This is a genomic window from Kitasatospora misakiensis, assembly GCF_042656005.1.
GTDB lineage: Bacteria > Actinomycetota > Actinomycetes > Streptomycetales > Streptomycetaceae > Kitasatospora > Kitasatospora misakiensis.
The window spans coordinates 50,171-70,701 of sequence record NZ_JBHSOF010000020.1; the positions used below are offsets into that span (position 1 = coordinate 50,171).

General features: G+C 72.9%; 19 protein-coding genes and 1 pseudogene. 12 read left to right on the forward strand and 8 right to left on the reverse strand.

The window, feature by feature from the left end; genetic code table 11:
- Nucleotides 1–280: 280 nt before the first annotated feature.
- Nucleotides 281–2,329, reverse strand: a pseudogene (locus ACFP3U_RS17315) (transglycosylase domain-containing protein); the annotation flags it as partial.
- Nucleotides 2,330–2,401: 72 nt separating this feature from the next.
- On the opposite strand from ACFP3U_RS17315, the gene ACFP3U_RS17320 reads away from it, so the two are divergent.
- The 9 genes from ACFP3U_RS17320 to ACFP3U_RS17360 all read left to right on the forward strand — a co-directional run bounded on the left by ACFP3U_RS17320 (nucleotide 2,402) and on the right by ACFP3U_RS17360 (nucleotide 12,558).
- Nucleotides 2,402–3,202 (forward strand): ABC transporter permease, encoded by an 801-nt coding sequence (locus ACFP3U_RS17320; protein WP_380226486.1) that lies wholly within the window; start codon nucleotides 2,402–2,404, stop codon nucleotides 3,200–3,202.
- Nucleotides 3,195–4,085 carry an ABC transporter permease gene (locus ACFP3U_RS17325; RefSeq protein ID WP_380226431.1) on the forward strand — a complete coding sequence of 297 codons (891 nt, stop codon included), beginning with the start codon at nucleotides 3,195–3,197 and terminating at the stop codon, nucleotides 4,083–4,085. The genes ACFP3U_RS17320 and ACFP3U_RS17325 overlap by 8 nt, the downstream gene beginning before the upstream one ends.
- A gap of 29 nt (nucleotides 4,086–4,114) precedes the next feature.
- Nucleotides 4,115–5,074, forward strand: coding sequence for an ABC transporter ATP-binding protein (locus ACFP3U_RS17330; RefSeq protein WP_380226432.1), 960 nt, complete (start codon nucleotides 4,115–4,117; stop codon nucleotides 5,072–5,074).
- Nucleotides 5,075–5,320: 246 nt separating this feature from the next.
- Nucleotides 5,321–6,664, forward strand: a complete 1,344-nt coding sequence (locus ACFP3U_RS17335) for a glycosyltransferase family 2 protein (RefSeq protein ID WP_380226433.1) — start codon at nucleotides 5,321–5,323, stop codon at nucleotides 6,662–6,664.
- Nucleotides 6,665–6,696: 32 nt separating this feature from the next.
- Nucleotides 6,697–8,013 (forward strand): nucleotide sugar dehydrogenase, encoded by a 1,317-nt coding sequence (locus tag ACFP3U_RS17340; RefSeq protein ID WP_380226434.1) that lies wholly within the window; start codon nucleotides 6,697–6,699, stop codon nucleotides 8,011–8,013.
- A gap of 171 nt (nucleotides 8,014–8,184) precedes the next feature.
- Nucleotides 8,185–9,444: a DUF445 domain-containing protein gene (locus ACFP3U_RS17345; protein WP_380226487.1), complete on the forward strand. Its 1,260-nt coding sequence runs from the start codon at nucleotides 8,185–8,187 to the stop codon at nucleotides 9,442–9,444.
- Between the two features lie 389 nt (nucleotides 9,445–9,833).
- On the forward strand, nucleotides 9,834–10,898 hold the full coding sequence (locus tag ACFP3U_RS17350; RefSeq protein WP_380226488.1) for an adenosine deaminase: 1,065 nt from the start codon (nucleotides 9,834–9,836) through the stop codon (nucleotides 10,896–10,898).
- A gap of 169 nt (nucleotides 10,899–11,067) precedes the next feature.
- Nucleotides 11,068–11,616, forward strand: a complete 549-nt coding sequence (locus ACFP3U_RS17355) for a hypothetical protein (RefSeq protein WP_380226435.1) — start codon at nucleotides 11,068–11,070, stop codon at nucleotides 11,614–11,616.
- Between the two features lie 105 nt (nucleotides 11,617–11,721).
- Nucleotides 11,722–12,558 carry a DUF4097 family beta strand repeat-containing protein gene (locus ACFP3U_RS17360; protein WP_380226436.1) on the forward strand — a complete coding sequence of 279 codons (837 nt, stop codon included), beginning with the start codon at nucleotides 11,722–11,724 and terminating at the stop codon, nucleotides 12,556–12,558.
- Nucleotides 12,559–12,690: 132 nt separating this feature from the next.
- Here ACFP3U_RS17360 and ACFP3U_RS17365 read toward each other — a convergent pair whose 3' ends face one another.
- Complete coding sequence (locus ACFP3U_RS17365) at nucleotides 12,691–13,419, reverse strand: TetR/AcrR family transcriptional regulator (protein ID WP_380226437.1); 729 nt, start codon at nucleotides 13,417–13,419, stop codon at nucleotides 12,691–12,693.
- Nucleotides 13,420–13,576: 157 nt separating this feature from the next.
- Here ACFP3U_RS17365 and ACFP3U_RS17370 point away from each other — a divergent pair, with 157 nt between their 5' ends.
- Entirely contained in the window at nucleotides 13,577–15,088 is a 1,512-nt protein-coding gene (locus tag ACFP3U_RS17370) for an MFS transporter (protein ID WP_380226438.1), read from the forward strand.
- 109 nt (nucleotides 15,089–15,197) lie between these two features.
- Here ACFP3U_RS17370 and ACFP3U_RS17375 read toward each other — a convergent pair whose 3' ends face one another.
- The 5 genes from ACFP3U_RS17375 to ACFP3U_RS17395 form a co-directional block, all read right to left on the reverse strand.
- Nucleotides 15,198–15,878, reverse strand: coding sequence for a peptidase inhibitor family I36 protein (locus ACFP3U_RS17375; protein ID WP_380226439.1), 681 nt, complete (start codon nucleotides 15,876–15,878; stop codon nucleotides 15,198–15,200).
- 115 nt (nucleotides 15,879–15,993) lie between these two features.
- Nucleotides 15,994–17,022 carry a CU044_5270 family protein gene (locus tag ACFP3U_RS17380; RefSeq protein ID WP_380226440.1) on the reverse strand — a complete coding sequence of 343 codons (1,029 nt, stop codon included), beginning with the start codon at nucleotides 17,020–17,022 and terminating at the stop codon, nucleotides 15,994–15,996.
- Nucleotides 17,019–17,645, reverse strand: coding sequence for an RNA polymerase sigma factor (locus ACFP3U_RS17385; protein WP_380226441.1), 627 nt, complete (start codon nucleotides 17,643–17,645; stop codon nucleotides 17,019–17,021). The genes ACFP3U_RS17380 and ACFP3U_RS17385 overlap by 4 nt, the downstream gene beginning before the upstream one ends.
- Nucleotides 17,646–17,759: 114 nt before the next feature.
- Nucleotides 17,760–17,945, reverse strand: coding sequence for a DUF397 domain-containing protein (locus tag ACFP3U_RS17390; protein WP_380226442.1), 186 nt, complete (start codon nucleotides 17,943–17,945; stop codon nucleotides 17,760–17,762).
- Nucleotides 17,946–17,952: 7 nt separating this feature from the next.
- Nucleotides 17,953–18,882 carry a helix-turn-helix domain-containing protein gene (locus ACFP3U_RS17395; RefSeq protein ID WP_380226443.1) on the reverse strand — a complete coding sequence of 310 codons (930 nt, stop codon included), beginning with the start codon at nucleotides 18,880–18,882 and terminating at the stop codon, nucleotides 17,953–17,955.
- A 121-nt stretch (nucleotides 18,883–19,003) separates the two neighbouring features.
- Here ACFP3U_RS17395 and ACFP3U_RS17400 point away from each other — a divergent pair, with 121 nt between their 5' ends.
- Together ACFP3U_RS17400 and ACFP3U_RS17405 are read left to right on the forward strand one after the other, a co-directional pair.
- On the forward strand, nucleotides 19,004–19,366 hold the full coding sequence (locus tag ACFP3U_RS17400) for an ATP-binding protein (RefSeq protein ID WP_380226444.1): 363 nt from the start codon (nucleotides 19,004–19,006) through the stop codon (nucleotides 19,364–19,366).
- Nucleotides 19,363–19,485 (forward strand): hypothetical protein, encoded by a 123-nt coding sequence (locus ACFP3U_RS17405; protein ID WP_380226445.1) that lies wholly within the window; start codon nucleotides 19,363–19,365, stop codon nucleotides 19,483–19,485. The genes ACFP3U_RS17400 and ACFP3U_RS17405 overlap by 4 nt, the downstream gene beginning before the upstream one ends.
- Before the next feature lie 220 nt (nucleotides 19,486–19,705).
- On the opposite strand, the gene ACFP3U_RS17410 is transcribed toward ACFP3U_RS17405, so the two are convergent.
- Nucleotides 19,706–20,476, reverse strand: coding sequence for a CDP-alcohol phosphatidyltransferase family protein (locus ACFP3U_RS17410; RefSeq protein ID WP_380226446.1), 771 nt, complete (start codon nucleotides 20,474–20,476; stop codon nucleotides 19,706–19,708).
- Nucleotides 20,477–20,531 lie beyond the last annotated feature (55 nt).

Sequence of the window (20,531 nt, forward strand, 5' to 3'; positions counted from 1 at the left end):
TGCCGCTGGCGCCGCCGGTGCCGGGCTGGCTGTTGCCCTCGGTGGGCTGGAGGTCGAAGGACTGGACGACGGTGCCGTCCAGGACGTCGTCCATGTAGGTGGTCCAGATCCGGGTGGGGAAGGCGCCGCCGTTGATCCGGGCGTAGCCGGCGGTGCCGGCCAGCGGCTCCTTGGCGTGGGTCTTCGGGTTCTCCCGGAAGAGGCCGACGGTGGTGGCGAGTTCGGGGGTGTAGCCGGCGAACCAGGCGGAGAGGTTGGCGTCGGTGGTGCCGGTCTTGCCGGCGGCGGGGCGGCCGAGTCCGAGGGCGGCGGCGCCGGTGCCGCGCGGGCCGACGACCTCGCGCAGGACGTCGGTGACGGCGTCGGCGGTGCCCCGGTCGAGGGCGGGGGAGCCGGGGTGGTCGGGCAGGGCCGGTACGTCGACCGGGCCGGTGCCGGGGTTGACCCGGGCGAGCTCGGTCACCGACCAGGGCCGGTGGGCCTCGCCGTGGTTGGCGAGGGCGGCGTAGACGCCGGCCAGGTCGAGGGCGCTGGGGGTGGCGGTGCCGAGGGTCATCGAGGTGTTGGCCGGGTCCATGCCGGGCACGTCGGCCGGGATGCCGAGCCGGATGGCGGTCTCCCGGACGTGGTCGAGTCCGGCGTCCACGCCCTCCTGGGCGTAGACCGAGTTGACGGATCTGACCATGGCCTGGCGCAGGGTGATGGGCCCGTAGTCGATGTCGTCCTCGTTGGGCGGCGCGTAGGGGGTGGGGCCGTCGGTGACGGGGCGTTCGCTGGTGCCGTCGTAGCGGGTCTCGGTGGTGATCGGCAGGCCGTCGGCGCTGGTGCGCTGGGAGGTGAGGCCGGCGGCGAGGTCGATCGGTTTGAAGGTGGAGCCGATCTGGTTGTCCTGGCGCAGCGCGTCGTTGTAGGGCTGTCTGGCGTAGTCGGGTCCGCCGTAGACGGCGACGACGCGGCCGGTGTCGGGTTCGACGGAGGCGCCGGCCACCCGGACGTCGGTGTCGGTGGCGGGGCGGGCGACGGGGTCGAGTTCGGCGGTGAGTTCGTCGTGGACGGCGCGGGCGAGGGCGTCCTGCTTGTCCTGGTCGAAGGTGGTGGTGATGCGCCAGCCGCCGGCCTTGAGGGTGGCGGAGTCGAGGACGCGGTTGGTGACCAGGTAGTCGTCGGCGACGCCGACCAGGTAGCCGGCCTGGCCGGACAGGCCGGTGGCGGGCTGCGGGTCGATCGGGTCGGGGAAGGTGATCGCGGCGCGGTCGGTGGCGCTGAGGAAGCCGAGCTGGACCATGCCGTCGAGGGTGTAGTGCCAGCGGGCGAGAGCCCGGTCGCGGTTGGCGGGGGTGGCGGTCTTGACGTCGTACGCGCTGGGCGCCTGGAGCAGGGCGGCGAGGTAGGCGCTCTGAGGGAGGGTGAGTTCGGAGACGTCGACGCCGTAGTAGGCGCGGGCGGCGCTCTGGATGCCGTAGGCGCCGCGGCCGAAGTAGCTGGTGTTGAGGTAGCCGGCGAGGATCTCGTCCTTGCCGCGCTGCTGGTCGACCTTGAGGGCGATGAGGAGTTCGCGGCCCTTGCGTTCGATGGTTTGGCTCTGGGTGAGGTAGTAGTTCTTGACGTACTGCTGGGTGATGGTGGAGCCGCCCTGCGTGCCCTTGCCGGTGAGGGTGTTCCAGCCGGCCCGGACCATGCCCGCCAGGTCGATGCCGCGGTTCTGGTAGAAGGTGCGGTCCTCGGCGGCGACGACGGCCTGCCGGGTGTTGACGGGGATCCGCTCGATGGCGACGTCGGTGCGGTTGACGGTGCCGGTGCGGGCGATCTCGGTGACGCCGTCGGCGTAGAGGTAGACGTTGCTCTGGGCGACGGCCTGGGCGTTGGGGTCGGGCAGCGGGACGATGACGTAGAGCACCGCGAAGGCGCCGATGGCGAGCAGCAGGACGGCGAGCACGGCGCCGAGGCAGAGCCGCCAGGTGGGCAGCAGCCGCCGCCAGAGCGGCAGGGCGCGGCGCGCCTCGCGGCGGGCGGCCCGCCTGGCCCGGCGGCGGGTGCTCATGGTCATGCCGCGATTATGTGCTATTTGACCGTGGATCAGACGGTGGGACGGCTCCGGGCCGTGGGGAAATAACCGGGTGCGCACCGGATGCCGCGGCGGTACGGTGAAAGGTGCAAACGACATAGCGCGGCCACTTCGGGCTCCGGCCCGGTGAAGCCCCGCCCGCCAGGCCCGGTACCCCCGGGGGACGGCGGTCGGAGCCGGTCCGGCATGCGCTGACGCGGGCAGGGGCCTCCCTGTGCCGCCATTTGTCGATAAGGAGACAATATGCAGAAGGCTGAGCTCCATCCCCCCGATCCCGCCGGCGACGCACCCGGCGCCCCGTACCCGGGCGCCGCGCCGTGGCCGGGCGCCGCCGCGCTGCGCCTCTACGCGGCCGTCGTCCGCGGCGCGTTCCGGCGCTTCTCGACCTACCGGGCCGCCAGCCTGGCCGGCGCCTTCACCAACACCGTCTTCGGCTTCATCCTCGCCTCCACCTTCCTCGCCCTCTGGCAGGCCCGGCCCGGCCTCGGCGGCTACGACGAGGTCACCGCCGTCACCTACATCTGGGTCAGCCAGGGGCTGCTGGTCACCGTCGCCGTCATGGGCGGCGGCTTCCAGGACGACGTCCAGGAGCGGTTCCGCAGCGGCGACATCGCCATCGACCTCTACCGCCCGGTGGACTTCCAGGGCTGGTGGCTGGCGACCGACCTCGGCCGGGCCGGCTTCCACCTGCTCGCCCGGGGCGTGCCGCCGGTGCTGGTCGGCGCCCTGGTCTTCCGCACCCGGCTGCCCGAACACCCGCTGACCTGGGTGCTGTTCCTGCTCGCCACCCTGCTGGCGGTGGTGGTCAGCTTCGGGCTGCGCTTCCTCGTCTCGCTCACCGGCTTCTGGCTGCACGACTCGGAGGGCGTGCGCTCGGTGGCGCTGGTGGTGTCGATGTTCTTCTCCGGCATGCTGCTGCCGCTCGCGCTCTTCCCCGGACTGCTCGGCGAGCTCGCCCCGCTGCTGCCCTGGGCGGCCCTGGTCAAGGTGCCCACCGACGTGTTCCTGGAGCGCGTCACCGGCACCGGACTGCTCCGCGCGTTCGGCTTCCAGCTCGCCTGGGCCGCGGCCCTGCTCGCGGCCGGCCGCCTGCTCCAGCTGCTGGCGACCCGCAAGGTGGTGGTCCAGGGTGGCTGACCGGACCGTCGTGACCCGGGTACCCCGCACCGCCGTCACCCGTGAGTCGCCCGTCACCCGTGAGTCGCCCGCCGCCCGGACGGCGTGGGCGGTGCGCTCCTGGTGGCTCGCCGCCGCCATGTGGACCAGGGCGATCATGTCCTACCGGGCGTCGTTCGTGATGATGCTCGGCGCCAACCTCGTGGTCACCTTCCTCGACTTCGCGGTGCTCGTCCTGATGTTCCAGCACACCGACACGCTCGGCGGCTGGACCCTGCCCGAACTCGGCTTCCTCTACGGCACCTCGGCGCTGTCCCTCGGCCTGGCGAACCTCTTCGTCGGCTCGATCGACGCCCTCGGCGAGCGGATCCGCACCGGCACGCTCGACATCATGCTGGTCCGGCCCGCCCCGGCGCTCGCCCAGCTGTGCGCCGAGCGGTTCTCGCTGCGCCGGCTCGGCCGGCCCGCCCAGGCGCTGGCCGTGCTGATCTGGTCGCTGGCGGTGCTGGACGTCCACTGGACCTGGGACCGGGTGCTGCTGATGCCCGTCCTGGTGGTCTGCGGCACCCTCATCTTCTCCGCGGTCTTCATCGGCTTCGCCAGCCTCCAGTTCTGGTGGGGCGAGGCCAAGGAGCTGCAGAACTCCTTCACCTACGGCGGCGCCACCGTGCTGCAGTACCCGCCGACCGTGTTCGCCAAGGAGCTCGTCGCCGGCACCGTCTTCGGCGTGCCGCTGGCCTTCGTCAACTGGCTGCCCGCGCTGCGGATCCTCGACCAGCCCGACCCGCTGGGCCTGCCCGCCGCCTTCCAGTACGCCTCGCCGCTCGCCGCCGTCCTCTCCCTGGCCGCGGCCGGCCTGGCCTGGCGCGCCGGACTGCGCGCCTACCGCGGCGCCGGCGGCTGACCCCTCCCCCCCCGACTCTGAGGAGCACCATGGCACTGATCGAACTCGACGACGTCCGCCGTACCTTCACCGTCCGCGCCAGGACCGGCCGGCTGCGACGGGAGAAGCGTGAGGTGCGCGCCGTCGACGGGCTGACCTTCACCGTCGAGGCCGGCGAGTGCGTCGGCTACATCGGCCCCAACGGCGCCGGCAAGTCCACCACCGTCAAGATGCTCACCGGCATCCTCGTCCCCACCGCCGGGCGGCTGCGCGTCGCCGGCGTCGACCCGGCCCGCGAACGGGTCGCCCTGGCCCGGCGGATCGGCGTCGTCTTCGGGCAGCGCACCACCCTCTGGTGGGACCTCCCGCTGCGCGACTCCTACGAACTGGCCCGCCGGCTCTACCGGATCCCCGACCACCGGTACCGCGCCAACCTGGAGCGCTGCGTCGAACTGCTCGACCTGGGCGCGCTGCTCGACACGCCCGTCCGCCAGCTCTCGCTCGGCCAGCGGATGCGCGGCGACCTCGCCGCGGCCCTGCTGCACGACCCGCGGGTGCTCTACCTCGACGAGCCGACCATCGGCCTGGACGTGGTCAGCAAGGGCAAGGTGCGGGAGTTCCTGCGCGAGGTCAACCGCGAGCGCGGCACCACCGTGCTGCTCACCACCCACGACCTCACCGACATCGAGCAGCTCTGCGACCGGGTCATGGTGATCGACCACGGCCGGGTGGTGTACGACGGCGGTCTTGACGGCCTGCACGCGGTCGGCGACAGCGAGCGGACCCTGGTCGTCGACCTGGCCGGGACCCACCCGCCGATCGAGGTGCCGGGCGCCCGGGTGGTCCGGGTGGAGGGCCCGCGCCAGTGGCTGGCCTTCCCCGCGCAGCAGAGCGCGGCTCCGGTGGTGGCCGCCGTCGCCGCCCGCTACCCGCTGGTCGACCTGTCGGTGCGGGAGCCGGCGATCGAGGACGTGATCGCCCGGATGTACGCCGAGGTCGCCATCGGCTGAGCCGCTGTCGTGGTCGCCGTCGCGGTCGGCCGAGCGTTCGCCGAGGTCGTCGTCGGCCGACCGTTCGCCGGTCGGTCCGGCGTTCGATCCCGCCTCGCTCGTGCGGGTGGTGCACGTGACCCCGTGGCGCGCCGCCGAGTTGACGTTTCATCGCTCGGCGACGCGCCGCCCCGACCCGCTCCGCGGAGGGCGCGCCCGGCCGGGCGGAAACCGTTCGGCGACCCGCGCACCGGAGGGCAGCGCCCGATGACCGTACCCGATGTGACCGTGGTGATCGCGGTCTACAACACCATGCCGTACCTGACCGCCTGCCTGGATTCGCTGGTCCGGCAGACGGTCGGGCACGCGCGCATGGAGGTGGTCGCGGTCGACGACGGCTCCACGGACGGCGGCGGCGAACTGCTCGACCGCTACGCGGCCCGCCACCCCGGCCTGTTCCACGTCGTCCACCAGTCCAACTCCGGCGGCCCGGCCGCCCCGACCAACCGCGGCCTGGCGCTCGCCCGCGGCCGGTACGTGCTCTTCCTCGGCGCCGACGACTGGCTCGGCGACGAGGCCCTGGAGCGGATGGTGACCTCCGCCGACGGCTGGCAGTCGGACGTCCTGATCCCCAAGCAGGTCGGGGTGAACGGGCGGCTCGTCCCGCAGGGCATCTTCGACACCACCGCCGCCTCGGTCGGCTTCGAGGACTCCGCGCTGGCCTGGGCGCTCGCCGACACCAAGCTGTTCCGGCTCGACCTGATCCGGCGGTACGACCTGGTGCGCCAGGAGGAGCTCAAGGTCTACTCCGACCAGCCCTTCACCCTCGCCGCCTGCCTGCGGGCCCGCCGGATCTCCGTCCTCGCCGACTACGACCACTACTTCCTGGTGCTGCGCGAGGACCGGGGCAACGTCACCCAGCGGGCCGGCGCGCTGGACCGGATCCGCGGCGTCGCGGCGGTGCAGCGGGTGGCCGCAGAGCTGGCCGCACCCGGCGGGCAGCTGGACGCGATCAAGGCGCGGCACTTCGGCTGGGAGGTGCCGCAGCTGCTCCGGGCCGACCTCCTGACCCTGGACGCCGCGCAGCGGGACGAGGTCTGCGCCGGGGTCGGCGAACTCGTCCGGCGGTTCGACGCCCGCGCCGTGTACCACCGGCTCGCCGTGCCCGACCGGGTGCGGCTGGAGCTGGCCGTCACCGGGCAGTACGAGGCGCTGCGCGAGCTGATCGGGTACGAGGCCGAGCACGGCGCGCCGCCGGTCGTGGCCGAGACCGGGGCGGACGCGGTCCGGCGGCGGTACGCGGGCTACCCGGGGTTCCGGGACGGCGCGGTGGGGCTCGCTGACGAGCTGTTCCTGCTGGGGGAGGAGCGGTCGGCGGAGCGTCCGGAGGAGGGTCCGGCTGGGAAGCCGGCTGGGGAGCCGGCGGCCGGTGGTGGGGATCCCGGGCCGGCGGTCGGTGGGGACCCCGGGCCGCCGCCGCCCACCCTGGTGCAGCAGCTCTGGCGCGGCGCGGTGCCCGCCCAGGTGCGCCGTCGGCTGCGCCGCCACCCGGCCTGGGCCCGGCTCGCCGACGCGGTGGCCGCCGGCGGCGCGAAAGGAGGCGGTCGATGAGGCCGTTGACGAGTCCGTCGACGAGTCCGTCGATGAGTCCGCTCGACATCTGCGTGGTGGGCCTCGGCAAGCTCGGCCTGCCGCTCGCCGTCCAGTTCGCCGCCAAGGGCCACCGGGTGACCGGGGCCGACGTCGCCCCGCCGGTCGTCGAGGCGGTGAACCAGGGCCGACCGCCGTTCCCCCGCGAGGCCGGCCTGGACGAGGCGCTCAAGCGGGTGGTCGCCGAGGGGCGGCTGCGCGCCACCACCGACACCGCCGCCGCCGTGGCCGGCGCCGAGGCCGTCGTCCTGGTCGTCCCGCTGGTCACCACCGCCGACGGCACGCCCGACTTCACCCTGCTCGACGCCGCCACCGACGCGGTCGCGGCCGGGCTGCGCCGGGGCGCGCTGGTCAGCTACGAGACCACCCTGCCGGTGGGCGTCACCCGGGACCGCTGGGCGCCGCGACTGGCGGCCGGCTCCGGGCTGACCGCGGGCCGGGACTTCGCCCTGGTCTTCAGCCCCGAGCGGGTCCGCACCGGCCGGGTCTTCGCCGACCTGCGGCGCTACCCCAAGCTGGTCGGCGGCATCGACCCGGCCGCGACCCGGCGGGGCGCCGAGTTCTACCGGGCGGTGCTGGACTTCGACCCGCGCCCCGACCTGGACGCCCTGGGCCGGCCCAACGGGGTGTGGGAGCTGGAGTCCGCCGAGGCGGCGGAGTTCGCCAAGCTCGCCGAGACCACCTACCGGGACGTCAACATCGCGCTGGCCAACCAGTTCGCCCGGTACGCGGACCGGATCGGGGTGGACTTCGCCGCCGTCGCCGACGCCTGCAACTCGCAGCCGTTCAGCCATCTGCACCGGCCGGGCGTCGCCGTCGGCGGGCACTGCATCCCGGTCTACCCGCGGCTCTACCTGTGGAACGACCCCTCGGCGACGGTGGTCCGCGCGGCCCGGGCGGCCAACCTGGAGATGCCGGCGTACGCGGTCGGGGTGCTGGACGGCGCGCTGGACGGCGGCCTGGCCGGGCAGGGCGTGCTGGTGCTCGGCGCCGCCTACCGCGGCGGCGTCAAGGAGACCGCGTACTCGGGGATCTTCCCGCTGGTGGAGGCGGTGCGCGCGGCCGGCGCCCGGCCGTACGTGGCCGATCCGCTGTACCCGGCCGAGGAACTGACGGCCCTGGGCCTGCCCGCGCACCGGGGCGAGCCGGTGGTGGCGGCGGTGCTGCAGGCGGACCACCCGGAGTACCGGGAGCTGGCGCCGGCCGACCTGCCGGGCGTCCGGGTGCTGCTGGACGGCCGGCGGTGCACCGATCCGGACCGCTGGGCGGGCGTGGACGGGGTGCGCCGGATCGTACTCGGGGGCGCCTGACCTGCGGCGCGCGCCCGAGTTGAGGTGCGGGCCGGGGTACGAGGCGGGGCGCTGGCCGGCGTGCGGTGCGGTCGACCGGCGCGCGTTCTCCGGGCGCGCCGTCCGTTCGCGCCGGGCAGCGGGCAGACTGGCGGGGTGAGCGACGAAGCCTTCAGCGGGACCGGCCCCGGGATGCGGTTCACCGCGGCCGACGAGGAGAAGAGACGCGGCGTCCGCCGGATGAAGACCATCGCGACCGGCCTGCTGGCCTTCGCGACCCTGGTCTTCGCCCTGGCCACCTGGGCGAAGGCGGCCGGCGCCGGCGCCTGGGCCGGCTACCTGGCCGCTGCCGCCGAGGCCGGCATGGTCGGCGCGCTGGCCGACTGGTTCGCGGTGACGGCGCTGTTCCGGCGCCCCTTCGGCCTGCCCATCCCGCACACCGCGATCATCCCGACCAAGAAGGACGCCTTCGGCCGGTCGCTCGGCGACTTCGTCGGCGAGAACTTCCTCTCCGGCCGGGTGGTGCGCGAGCGGCTCGCCGCGCTGGGCATCGCCCGGCGGCTGGGCGAGTGGCTGGCCGCGCCCGGCAGCGCCGAGCGGGTCACCAAGGAGGCCTCGGCGGCGCTGCGCGGCGTGCTGGCCGTGCTGCGCGACGAGGACGTGCAGGCGGTCGTCGCCGAGGCGGTGACCCGGCGGGCCGCCGCCACCTCGGTCGCCGAGCCGGCCGGCCGGATGCTCGGCAAGGTGGTCGCGGACGGCGGCCACCACGGGGTGGTCGACCTGATCGCCGTCCGGGTGCACGACTGGCTGACCGAGAACCACGCCGAGGTGGTCCAGCGGGTCACCCAGAAGACCCCCGGCTGGACCCCGCGGTTCATCGACCACCAGGTCGGCGAGCGGGTCTACAAGGAGCTGATGCGGTTCGTCACCGACATCAGGGACGACCAGGACCACCCGGCGCGCGGGGCGATCGACAACTTCCTCGCCGACTTCGCCACCGAGCTGCAGACCGATCCGGAGACCATCGCCCGGGTCGAGCGGGCCAAGGGCGAACTGCTCGCCCGGCCCGAGGTGCAGGACCTCATCGCCTCCACCTGGGCCGCCGTCCGCTCGCTGGTGCTGAACGCCGCCGAGGACGAGGACAGCGAGCTGCGTCGGCGCATCCGCGAGGGCGTGCGGGGCTTCGGCGCCCGCCTGGCCACCGACCCGAAGCTCCAGGCCAAGGCGGACGGCTGGCTGCAGGACGCCGCCCAGTACCTGGTCGAGACCTACCGTGCCGAGATCACCTCGCTGATCTCCGAGACGGTGGCGGGCTGGGACGCCGACGACGCCTCGCGCAAGATCGAGGCCAACGTCGGCCGGGACCTCCAGTTCATCCGGATCAACGGCACGGTGGTCGGCGCGCTCGCCGGACTGCTGATCCACTCGGTGGCGGTCGCGTTCGGCGGCTGAGACACCGGGGGCGTCTCCAAGCCCAGCTTGAGACGCTCCCCGGAACCGGCGGGTCACCTGCGGGAACGCGGTCGGCGCCGGGCGGAGACGCGGTGAGACGGCCGATCACGGTCCACCGACCCCGGCGGCGTGCGCCAGAGTTGCTCCGTCCGACTACCGCCGGTGCGCCGGCGACGTGGACGGCATCGCCGGCGCGGTGCCTCGACGGGCGGCGGGTGGGCGGTGCGCGTACCGGGTGGTGCGGTGAGTGGTGCGGCGGGCGGCACGGGGGTGTGCCCGCCTTATCCTTGCCAGCACCGCCCGGTACACGCGTAGAGGTGCGTGGCGCGGCGGCTCGTCGAGGCAGAGGAAGAAAGGGCACCACCGTGGTCCAGCCGGACGGAAGTCGGATCGGAACCCCCACCAGCACCCCCGCGGAGCCCGCGGACCGCTCCATCGAGGCGTTCATCGCCGCGATGCCCAAGGCGGAGCTGCACGTTCACCACGTCGGTTCGGCCTCGCCCCGGGTGGTCGCCGAACTGGCCGCCCGGCACGCGGGCGGGACGAAGGTGCCCGTCGATCCGGCGGCCCTCGCCGAGTACTTCACCTTCACCGACTTCGCGCACTTCATCGAGGTCTACCTGAGCGTGGTGGACCTGATCCGGGACGCCGAGGACGTCCGCGCCCTGACCTACGGCGTGGCCGAGGACATGGCCCGGCAGAACATCCGCTACGCCGAGCTGACCGTCACGCCGTACTCCTCGGTCAGCCGGGGCATCCCGGACGTCGCCTTCATGGAGGCCATCGAGGACGCCCGCCACCGCGCCGAGAAGGAGCTCGGGGTGGTGCTCCGCTGGTGCTTCGACATCCCCGGCGAGGCCGGTCTGGCGTCCGCCGAGGAGACCGCCCGGCTGGCCGTCGACCTGGCGCCCGAGGGCCTGGTCAGCTTCGGCCTCGGCGGCCCGGAGATCGGCGTGCCGCGCCCGCAGTTCAAGCCGTACTTCGACCGCGCGCGGGCGGCCGGCCTGCGCAGCGTCCCGCACGCGGGCGAGACCACCGGGCCGGAGACGGTCTGGGACGCGCTGCGGGTGCTCGGCGCCGAGCGGATCGGCCACGGCACCCAGGCGGTCAAGGACCCGGCGCTGCTGGATTACCTGGGCGAGCACCGGATCCCGCTGGAGGTCTGCCCGACCTCCAACATCGCCACCCGCGCGGTGGAGCGGATCGAGGACCACCCGATCAAGCGGATGGTCGACGCCGGGCTGCTGGTGACCGTCAACAGCGACGACCCGCCGATGTTCGGCACCGACCTCAACGCCGAGTACGCGGTGGCGGCGCGGCTGCTCGGCCTGGACGAGGCCGGGGTGGCCGGGCTGGCGAAGAACGCCGTGGAGGCGTCCTTCCTCGACGGCGCGGGCAAGGCCCGGCTGGCCGGCGAGATCGACGCCCACCTGGCGCGGTGGCGCCAGCTCTGACCTGCGGTTTCCCGCACCTCCTCGGCCCCGTCGGCAGCTGCCGGCGGGGCCTTCGGTGTCCCGGGCGGGGCCCGTCACCCGGGGTGGCGCCATTCACTCGTTCGAGTGGCGCCATCGCGTGGCGCCAAATCCCTCGACATGGCGCCATCGATGTGCCATGCTCTTGGGCATGGACCTCACGCCGTACGTCGACAACCTCCGGCACGAGCTCGCGGTGGCCGCGGGCGCGGGCGGGGACGAAGCGCGCGCTCTGGCCGAGCGCCTGACCTTGCCGCTGGAGTCGGCCACCCGGCTCACGCTGTTGAACGCGCTCTCCGCCGCGATGGGGGAGGTGACCCGGGAGCTGGCCCCCGGCTCGGTGGACGTCCGGCTGCGCGGGCTGGATCCGGAGTTCGTGGTCACCGCGCCGCCGACCGCCACGTCGTTCCACGGGGCGGAGCCGGCCGGGCCGGGGGCGGTGGCACCGGCGGTGGCGCCACCCGTGGCGCCGTCCGGTGCGGCCGGGGAGGGGGAGGACGGCGCCACCGCCCGGATCAACTTCCGGCTCCCCGGTCACCTCAAGGCCCGGGTCGAGGAGGCCGCCGGGCAGGAGGGCCTCTCGGTCAACGCCTGGTTGGTCCGGGCCGTCGCCGCCGCGTTGGAGCCGGGCGCACCCGCCCGGCCCGCGACGCGGACCGGCCACGGGATCGGCCAGGGCTTCACCGGCTGGGTCCGCTAGCCCTCCGGTCCAGCCCCCGCTCGTCTCTCGCTCATCCCCGCTCATCCGTCAGTCACCCCTTTCACCTGCGGAAACGCAGTACAGAGCCACAAGGACGGAACAGCCATGCCTTCTTTCGACACTCCGGAACCGATCCGCGCCACCCTGCGGTTCGACATCGGCGCGGTCCGGGTCACGGCCGCCAAGCGCACCGACACCGTGGTCGAGGTCCGCCCGACCGACCCCGGCGCCGAGCTGGACGTCCGGCTCGCCGAGCAGACCAAGGTCTCCTGCGTCGACGGCGAACTGGTCGTCAAGGCCCCGAAGAAGCGGGCGATCTTCGGCCGGACGGGCTCGATCGACATCACCGTCGAGGTGCCGGCCGGCTCCTCGGTCGACGCCGACGCGCCGATGGGCGACTTCCAGCTGGAGGGCGTCGTCGGTGACTGCCGGATCAAGACCTCGGTCGGCCGGATCCGGATCGAGGACGCGGCCGCGGTGGACCTGAGGAGCGACCACGGGGACATCCGGCTGGGGCGGGCCGACGGGGACGCCGAGGTGTCCTCCTCCGGCCGGATCGAGATCGGCACCGTCGCCGGCGCGCTGACGGTCAAGAACCTCAACGGCGAGACCGTCGTCGGGGAGGTCGGCGGCGAGCTCCGGGCCGGCTCCTCCAACGGCGCCATCACCGTCGGCACCGCGCTGGCCGGGGCCGACGTCCGGTCCGCCAACGGCGGCCTGCGGATCGGCGAGCTGGTCCGCGGCCGCGCCGTCCTGGAGACCGCCATCGGCTCCGTCGAGGTCGGCATCGCCGAGGGCACCGCCGCCTGGCTCGACGTGCACACCCAGGTCGGCGGCGTCCGGAACGCACTGGCGGCCTCGGACGCGCCCGGCGGGTCGGGGGAGCGGGTCGAGGTGAAGGCCCGTACGCAGCTCGGTGACATCGTGATCCGGCGCGCATGACTCCCGCGGCCGCCCGAACGGGGGGCGGTCGCGGGTCCGGGGGGAAGGGGGGAACGGGGAAAGCGGGGGGATGGGGGAGCGGGGGTCCCGGCGGGCCGGAGGTCCGGCCCGGCCGGGGTGTCCGACGGCGGGTCAGTGCGGGAGACGGAGCGACAGGCCGTCGAGGACGACCTCCAGGCCGTAGGTGAACTTCTGGTCGCGCAGGCGGGCCGGGTTCTCGACGGCGTCGGCCGCGGCCTCGGCGAAGGCCTCGGCGAGGAAGTCGTGCCCTTCCACCGCCTCCTGGGCGGAGGGCATCAGCCGGGCGATGAACTCGCCCTCGGTCTCTCCGCTGCGGGCCACGGTGGTGAGGAAGGCGGCCTCCGAGGTGCTCATCCCGAGCACGAAGGAGAGCACGGTGTCGATGGCCCGCGAGGGCTCCGGGAAGCCGGCGGCCGAGAACAGCCTGGCCATCCGCTCCGAGACGTTCACCAGGTTGGGGCCCAGGTAGACCAGGCCGGCCTGGCCGATGACGGAGCCCAGCCAGCGATGGCGCAGCGTGGTGGCCCGGAAGGACTCGCAGGTCGCGGTGACGTCGGCGCGCCAGTCGGCGGCGCCGGAGTCCGGTACGGGGATCTCGCCGAACACCTCGTCCACCGCGAGTTCGATCAGCTCGTCCTTGGTCGCGACGTGCCGGTAGAGGGAGGTCGCGCCGGCGTTGAGCCGGGCGCCGAGCTTGCGCATCGAGAGTGCCTCGACGCCGTCGGCGTCGAGCACGGCGATCGCCTCGCGGACGATCGCGTGCCGGCTGAGCACGGGCTGTTCGGGCTCGCGCTGTCGGCGGGCCCATACGGACGGGATCGGATTCGTCTTGGCGGCCACCGGCTGGTCCTCCTGGGATCGGCAGAGGAAATCCCTGCGTACACCGTTCGCATCAAGCGTACAGGAATCAGGGTTGCGCACACTGTTCCGCACTGCGTACAGTGTTCGCATCGACGGAACATCGTACGCACCGGGCGTACTTCGGAGGGGAAAAGACATGGAAGGCCGTAACCCACGGCGCTGGTGGATCCTGATCGTGCTGTGCCTCAGCACGCTCGTCCTGGTGGTCGACAGCATGGCGCTCACCGTGGCGGTGCCGTCGATGACCGAGGACCTCAAGGCCACCGCGCAGGACACGCAGTGGATCCTCGACTCCTACATCCTGGTCTTCGCCGGCCTGCTGCTGACCTCCGGAAGCCTCGGCGACCGGTTCGGCCGCCGCAAGGTGATGATCATCGGCCTGCTGCTCTTCGGAGCGGCCTCGCTGGCGGCGACGCTCTGCACCAACCCCGGTGAGGTCATCGCGAGCCGGGTGGCGATGGGCGTCGGCGGTGCGCTGATCATGCCGTCGACCCTGTCGATCCTCATCACCGTCTTCGAGGAGGACGAGCGGGGCAAGGCCATGGCGGCCTGGGGCTCGGTCTCCATGCTCGGCCTGGTCGGCAGCCCGGTGCTGGGCGGCGTGCTGATCGACCACTTCTCCTGGCACTCGATCTTCTTCATCAACGTGCCGGTGGTGGTCCTCGCGATCACGGCCGCGCTGGTCCTGATGCCCGAGTCCAAGGGCCCCTGGCAGAAGCCGGACCCGCTGGGCGCGGTCCTCTCCGCGGTCGGCATGACGGCGCTCATCTGGTGGATCATCGAGATCCCGCAGCACGGCGCGTTCGGCGGCAACTCGCTGATCTCCCTGGCGGTCGCGGTGGTGTCCCTGGTCGGCTTCGTGATCTGGGAGAACACGGTGGCGGAGCCGATGGTGCCGCTGGCGCTCTTCAAGAAGCGCAACTTCAGCGGTGGCTCGCTCTCGCTGACCCTGGTGCAGATCGGCAACGGCGGTCTGCTGCTGGTCCTCACCCAGTACCTCCAGTTCGTGCTGGACTACTCGCCGATCAAGGCGGGCCTGGCCTTCGTGCCGATGGCGGTCGCCGCGCTGATCGGCAACGGCGCCGGCGCCGGCCTGAGCGCGAAGGTCGGCCACCGGCCGCTGGTCCTGGTCGGCATGGCGCTGATGGCCGGGTCGTTCGTCCTGCTCAGCACGGTCGACGCGGACACGAGCTTCACCGTCCCGGCGGTGGCGCTGGCCCTGCTCGGCCTGGGTGCCGGCCTCGCGATGCCGGCTGCGGTCGGCGCGCTGATGGGGGAGATCCCGGCCGAGAAGGCGGGCGTCGGCTCCGCCCTGAACGACACCATCCAGCAGGCGGGCACCGCGCTCGGCATCGCGATCCTCGGATCGCTGCTGGCCAGCGGCTACGCCGACAAGATGCCGGCCGGCTCCTCCGAGCAGGCCAAGCAGTCGATCGTCGGCGCGCTGGCCGAGGCCAAGGGCGAGCCGGGTCTGGTGCACGCCGCCCGGGACGCCTTCACCTCGGCGATGTCGACCACCCTCACGGTGAGCGCCGTGGGTGTCGTGGCGGCGGGCCTGCTGGCCGCGGTGGTGCTGCGGAACAAGAGGCCGGGCGCCGCCGAGGCCCCGGATGCCCCGAAGGGGGATGTCGCCGAGCTGGCGGTCTGACGGGCGCGGAGACACGACGAAGGCCGGCACCCCTCCCCGGGGTGCCGGCCTTCGTCGTCGTCGTTCCGCGCGGCTGGGCGGTCCGGGCGGTCCGGGCGGCTCGGCGGACTCAGAGGACGATGTAGTCGGCCTTGTCGTTCCAGCTGCCGCCGTAGGGGTAGCCGAGACCGGTGAGGTTGTAGCAGTTGCCGTTCGACAGGTAGACCGACGGGTCCGGCTGCAGGGTGCGGTCGTCGTAGAGCGTCAGGTCCCCGCTGTAGCGGAACACACAGGCGGAGCTGGCCCGGTCGCGGAAGGACCAGTCCGAGAGGTACTTGGTCCCGGGCTCGGACCAGCGCAGCAGCAGGCCGGAGAAGTTGGCGTCCCCCCAGAGGCAGGCCCAGCCGGACGGGCAGTCCGCGGTGGACTGCGCCACCTGGCCGCCCTGGCCGCCCTGGTCGGCGACGTCCGCTCCCTTGGCGGCCCGCACCGCCAGGGCCGCCGCCGGGTCGAGGGTGGTGAGCGCATGGTCGGCCTCGGCGACGCTGTCGTGGCAGTACACCGCACCGCCCTTCACCTCGGTGCAGACACTGGCGCCCGCCCAGCCCCTGGAGAGGTCGATCTGCTTGCCCCGGTAGGTGGCGACCACCGGCTTGGACGGCGTTGCCTTCGCCGGGCCGGCGGACTGCGGGGCGTCGGCGGACGGAGCCGCCGGGACGGACGGCGCGGGCGTCGCCATGGCCGCCGGAGTCGCGAGCGCGAACGCGCCGGCGGCAGCGGTGACGACGGCGAGCGTGCGGAAGGAACGCACGGTCAACTTCTCCCCTGGTGAGTCGTGGCAGGACGGTGCTGCCACGACCCAACGCCGGATCCCCCGTTCGCACAATAGTTCCGACGAGGACCGGACAATGGCTGACCGAATTCGGTCAGTGGCTTGATTCTGCGGTCTCGGTGGCGACCCCCTCGCCCGGAGCGCCCACGATGCCCTGCGCGACGACCGCGACGGAGTCCACCTCCTCCCCGGCGCGCCCCCACGGCCCGTCCTTGACGAGCACCGTGCGCCTGCCGAGCAGCCGCATGGTCCGCTGGTCGAAGATCCACTCGAAGCGGGTGCCGTCGTGCACGCGCGCGACGGCCACCCCGTGGCGTCCGACCGCGTCGACCGCGTCCTGGACGGTCGTCACACCCGGGATCCGCGAGGCCACGTGGTACAGGGCGGCGGAGACGGCGGGCGGTGCGACCGTGTTGCAGAGCAGGTCGCCGATGGTGACGAAGGCCTCCTGGTCGGGGCCGGTGGTCGAACCGGATCCGGCGCCGTGATTGCGTTCCGCGTCGGCGTAGATGACCTTCGCCAGGGCCTCGGGGTCGCTCGGCAGACCGGCCAGCATGCGGTAGGTGGGGGCGGTCAGCGAGGCCGGATCGGGCGCGGGCAGCGGCTGCTCGCCGCCGTCCCGGCGCTGGAGGCCCGGGCGAGTGCCGTTCACCGCCGTCCACCGCTCGGTGTTCGTGGTGGTGGTGCTGCGCCGCATCGACCCGTCGGCGGACTCCGCCAGCGCGGTGCTGTGGCCGACGGTCCTGATGTAGGTGTACTGGCCGTCCTGGGCCGAGGGCTGCGGCTGGGTGTAGGCGACCCTGGCGATCCGGTCGAGGAGTTCCACGGAGGCGGCGGTGGCGGGCGGCGCCGGATCCTCGGCGGTGGAGGAATCGGGGGCCAGGGTCATCGCGGTGACGGCCGCGGCGGTGGCGACCGCGGCCACCACCACCAGGCTCCGCCACCGGGTGGTGAGGCCGGAGAAGGGACGGGGCCGGGCGAACTCGTCGAGCAGGAAGTCACGGCGGGCGGCCAGTTGGGAGGGGGAGGGCTCCGGGTGGGGCGGCGGGGGGAGCAGCCGGGCGAGGTCACGGCGCTCGCAGTGCTCGTCCCACTCGGTGTGGTCGGTGCGTGGGTTGGTCATGGCCGCCTTTCCTGGTGGTGGCCCACGGACTGATGACTGATGGCGAGACCGGCGGACGTCGACGAGGCGGAGGGGACCCGCCGGGCGGGGGGATCCTCGGCGTCGACGATCCGGCGGAGCTTGTCCCGGACCCGGGAGAGCCGGGAGCGGACGGTGCCGACGGGTATGCCCAGCGCCTCGGCAGCCTCCGCGTAGCCGAGCCCCGACCAGACGACGAGCGTGAAGACCTCACGCTCGGGACCGCCGAGCTGGTCGAGCGCGCGGACGGCGGCCGCGGCCGTATTGGCGTCGGCGATCCGGCCGACCACCTCGTCGGCGAAGTCGGGGATCGGATCGCGGCGCGGGAGGCGGGACATCGCATCGCGGTGCCGGCGCGCGGTGCGGGCGGTGTTGCGGAGCACATTGGTGGCGATGGCCAGCAGCCACGCCCGGGGGTGGAGCACCTCGTCGCGGAACTTCTTCCGGAGCCGCCAGGCTTCGAGGAAGGTGAGCGAGACGATGTCGTCGGCGATGTCGCGGTCCCCGGTCGATCTGTACGCGTGCGCGAAGACCGTGCGAGCGTGCTGATCGTAGAGCTCGGCGAAGATCTGGCGCTCGCCGGCCTGCGTCTGCTTACTGGACAAGGAGGACTCCACGCAGATCTGGTGTCCGCAGGGCGGAGAGGGTTCCAGGGAATCTTGGGGAAGTTGAGAAGGCCGGCACCCCGGGGGAGGGGTGCCGGCCTGGAAGGCGACGGGTCAGACGTCGAACTCCCCGTTGCGGATTCCGGCGAGGAGGTCGCGCCACTCCGTAGGGGTCAACTGGGTTACCTCGGCGGGCCGGAGGCTGCTTCGGAGATAAACGGCGTCGCCGGTGACGGCCACCTCCGGGCAGTTGTTGCCGTCACCGCAGAGGCTCGGCCTCTGCCACTGGAGTTCTTCCACTGGTTCCTCACAGATCCTTCAGGATGTCGGAGACGAAATCACGCGACTCAGTCGGGCCGAGAGCGCGGTCTCGCATCGCACCGATGATTTTCCGGTAGTTCTCGAGTTGGTTCACCTCGGTCAGAAACGTGGGCGATCCTACGGAGTCCAGCTGGACCGTATCGAGGCGAGCTACGGGGCCACGCGCATACATGACAGCCTGGCCCGCGCCCTTGAAGCCGCCTGACCGGAACTCCAGAACCCGCAAGGTAACGTTGGGCTGTTCGGCGAGGGCCAGCATGTGCCTGAGCTGTGCTCGGGCCACGCCTGGTCCGCCGAACTCCATCCGTAGCGCGGCTTCGTGGACGATCGCCTCATAGCTCTCATCGCTGCGGGACAGGATCTCGGACCGGCGAACGCGATTCTCCACCCGTGCTTCCACACTCAGCGGGCGCAGTGGTGGATAGACCTCACGGAATATCTCCCTTGCCGTGTCCGCGGTCTGCATCAGTCCCGGGACATGGCAGATCTGGTAGGTCACGAGGCCGTGCGCATAGTGCTCTACCTCGGAGATCTCCAGTATTCCGGCAGGCACCAGGCCTCTGTGTTCCTCCCACCAGCCCTTCGACTTGTCGGAGGCCATCGTGGCGACCGCATCGACGTACTCGGCGTCGCCCTCCTCGTACTCGTCGGCGAGGGTGATGACCCGCTCGGCGCTGATCGGGTAGGTGCCCTGCTCGATCAGCGTGACCTTGCTTCGATCCACGCCGAGAACTGCAGAGGCCTCTCCTGCTGTGCGGCCGGCGGCTTCGCGCATCTTGCGAAGCTCGATGCCGACCCGCTTGCGACGGGCAGTTGGGGTAGGTGGCATGCGCCAAGCATCCACCGGTGTGAGTGTGCCAGTCCAACCCGCAGCTAGGCACATCTTCTTCGGTTGGCTGGCAAATTTGCCGTCCACTGCCCTACAGTCAGTGATGCACCGCTCACCGGACGGATCGTCATCAACGCTCCGGAACAGGGCAGTTGGCGCCCTCATGCCTCCGTCCGGTGCGCCCCCGCCTGCACCGCTGGGAGTCCCCATGTGTAACCGCAACACCCCCTCCCTCACCGTCGCCCGCGAGGCGCTCCGCTCTGCCATGGCCATCGCGGGCTTCCGTCCCGACGCCATCGCCGACGCCGAACTCGCCCTCGCCGAACTGATCGTCAACGCCTGGCGCCACGGCCGTACGGCCTCGCCCGTCGTCCTCGTCCTCATCCTCGGCCGGACGCTCCGCGTCTCCGTCGGTGACGACTCCTCCGACCTCCCCGAGCGCCGCACCCTCGCGGACCTCGCCGAATCCGGTCGGGGTCTTCAGCTCGTCCAGGGCCTCACCCACCGCTGGGGCACCGAACCCCAGAAGCGCGGCAAACTGGTGTGGTTCGAGCTCGACCACGCCGCGTGACCACGTTGGGGCTGCTGATCCTCATCATCGTCGCAGCCGTCCTCGGCGCCGTCTGCCGGCTCCGGTCGGACTTCCTCCACGACCGTCGCCGCGAGGACGACCACCACCTACCCGAGTAGTCGCCCTCACCGCACGCCCGGCCTGACCGGCTGCCCGGTCGGCCAGGTCGGGTGCACCTCATCGTCCCCGCAGCCAGGAGCCCCGTCCATCTGCCGATCGGCGGGGCGTACCTCCTCCTCCGGAGGGCATCGCACTGCTTCCGGCGGAGTCGGACGCCGCACGCCCCCGAATCACCGCGCGGAGGCTTGACGGCACTCCATTCCCGCCCCGCCCCGCAGGTCAGCGGAGTCGCGAGGAGGACAGGATCGACGCCAGGTGGGCGACCACCATGCCCCAGGTGATCACGGCGATGCCCGCCACCGTCGCCTGGGTCGGATCGGTGCTGCCCACCGCCACGTCCGCGACTGCCGCCGCCAGCAGCACGAGCGAGGCCTCGATGCCGTTGGTCACCCGGTGGATCTTGAGTACCGACGCCAGCCGGCGCGCGGTCGCCATGCCCTGGGAGCGCGGCTGGGTCGACTCCTCGTCGGCCGGTGCCATCCCGCTGCGCGCCCGCGCCACGTCCACCAGATCGGTCGACGCCTTCAGCAGCACCACCCCCAGCGCCGCCGCCAGGCCCACCGACACCCACAGCTCCGACCCGCCCCGGGCCGCCCGGACGCCCGCGCCGATCATCAGCGCCGCGTCCGCCAGGTACGCGCCGAGCCGGTCCACGTACACCCCGGCCGTGCTGAACTGCCGCTTCCAGCGGGCCACCTCGCCGTCCACGCAGTCGAACAGCAGGAAGCCCTGGAACAGCACCGCCGCCAGCACCGCGCCCACCGGTCCGGGGACGACCAGCGCCGCCCCCGCGCCGACCCCGCAGACCACCATCAGCCAGGTCAGTGTGTTCGGCGACACCGAGGTCCGCACCAGTTGCCGGGTGACCCGCAACGACACGTCGCGCATGTAGAGCCGACCGGCCCAGTGCTCCCCGTTGCGGCTCGCCAGCTTCGCCTGCGGCTGGCAGACCTCCCGCAAGTCGGCCAACGCCGGAGCAGCGACCGCCATGGCGCAACCCTTCCCTTCACCTGTGCGCACCCGTGAGTGCCTGTGTGATCGTCCG

What these genes read in the sequence shown, in the direction of transcription:
- ACFP3U_RS17330 (WP_380226432.1), top strand. Translation starts at nt 4,115, where the DNA reads ATGGCACTGATCGAACTCGACGACGTCCGCCGTACCTTCACCGTCCGC.
- ACFP3U_RS17335 (WP_380226433.1), top strand. Translation starts at nt 5,321, where the DNA reads ATGACCGTACCCGATGTGACCGTGGTGATCGCGGTCTACAACACCATG.
- ACFP3U_RS17340 (WP_380226434.1), top strand. Translation starts at nt 6,697, where the DNA reads ATGAGTCCGCTCGACATCTGCGTGGTGGGCCTCGGCAAGCTCGGCCTG.
- ACFP3U_RS17345 (WP_380226487.1), top strand. Translation starts at nt 8,185, where the DNA reads ATGCGGTTCACCGCGGCCGACGAGGAGAAGAGACGCGGCGTCCGCCGG.
- ACFP3U_RS17380 (WP_380226440.1), bottom strand. Translation starts at nt 17,022, where the DNA reads ATGACCAACCCACGCACCGACCACACCGAGTGGGACGAGCACTGCGAG.
- ACFP3U_RS17410 (WP_380226446.1), bottom strand. Translation starts at nt 20,476, where the DNA reads ATGGCGGTCGCTGCTCCGGCGTTGGCCGACTTGCGGGAGGTCTGCCAG.
- ACFP3U_RS17370 (WP_380226438.1), top strand. Translation starts at nt 13,577, where the DNA reads ATGGAAGGCCGTAACCCACGGCGCTGGTGGATCCTGATCGTGCTGTGC.
- ACFP3U_RS17355 (WP_380226435.1), top strand. Translation starts at nt 11,068, where the DNA reads ATGGACCTCACGCCGTACGTCGACAACCTCCGGCACGAGCTCGCGGTG.
- ACFP3U_RS17360 (WP_380226436.1), top strand. Translation starts at nt 11,722, where the DNA reads ATGCCTTCTTTCGACACTCCGGAACCGATCCGCGCCACCCTGCGGTTC.
- ACFP3U_RS17400 (WP_380226444.1), top strand. Translation starts at nt 19,004, where the DNA reads ATGTGTAACCGCAACACCCCCTCCCTCACCGTCGCCCGCGAGGCGCTC.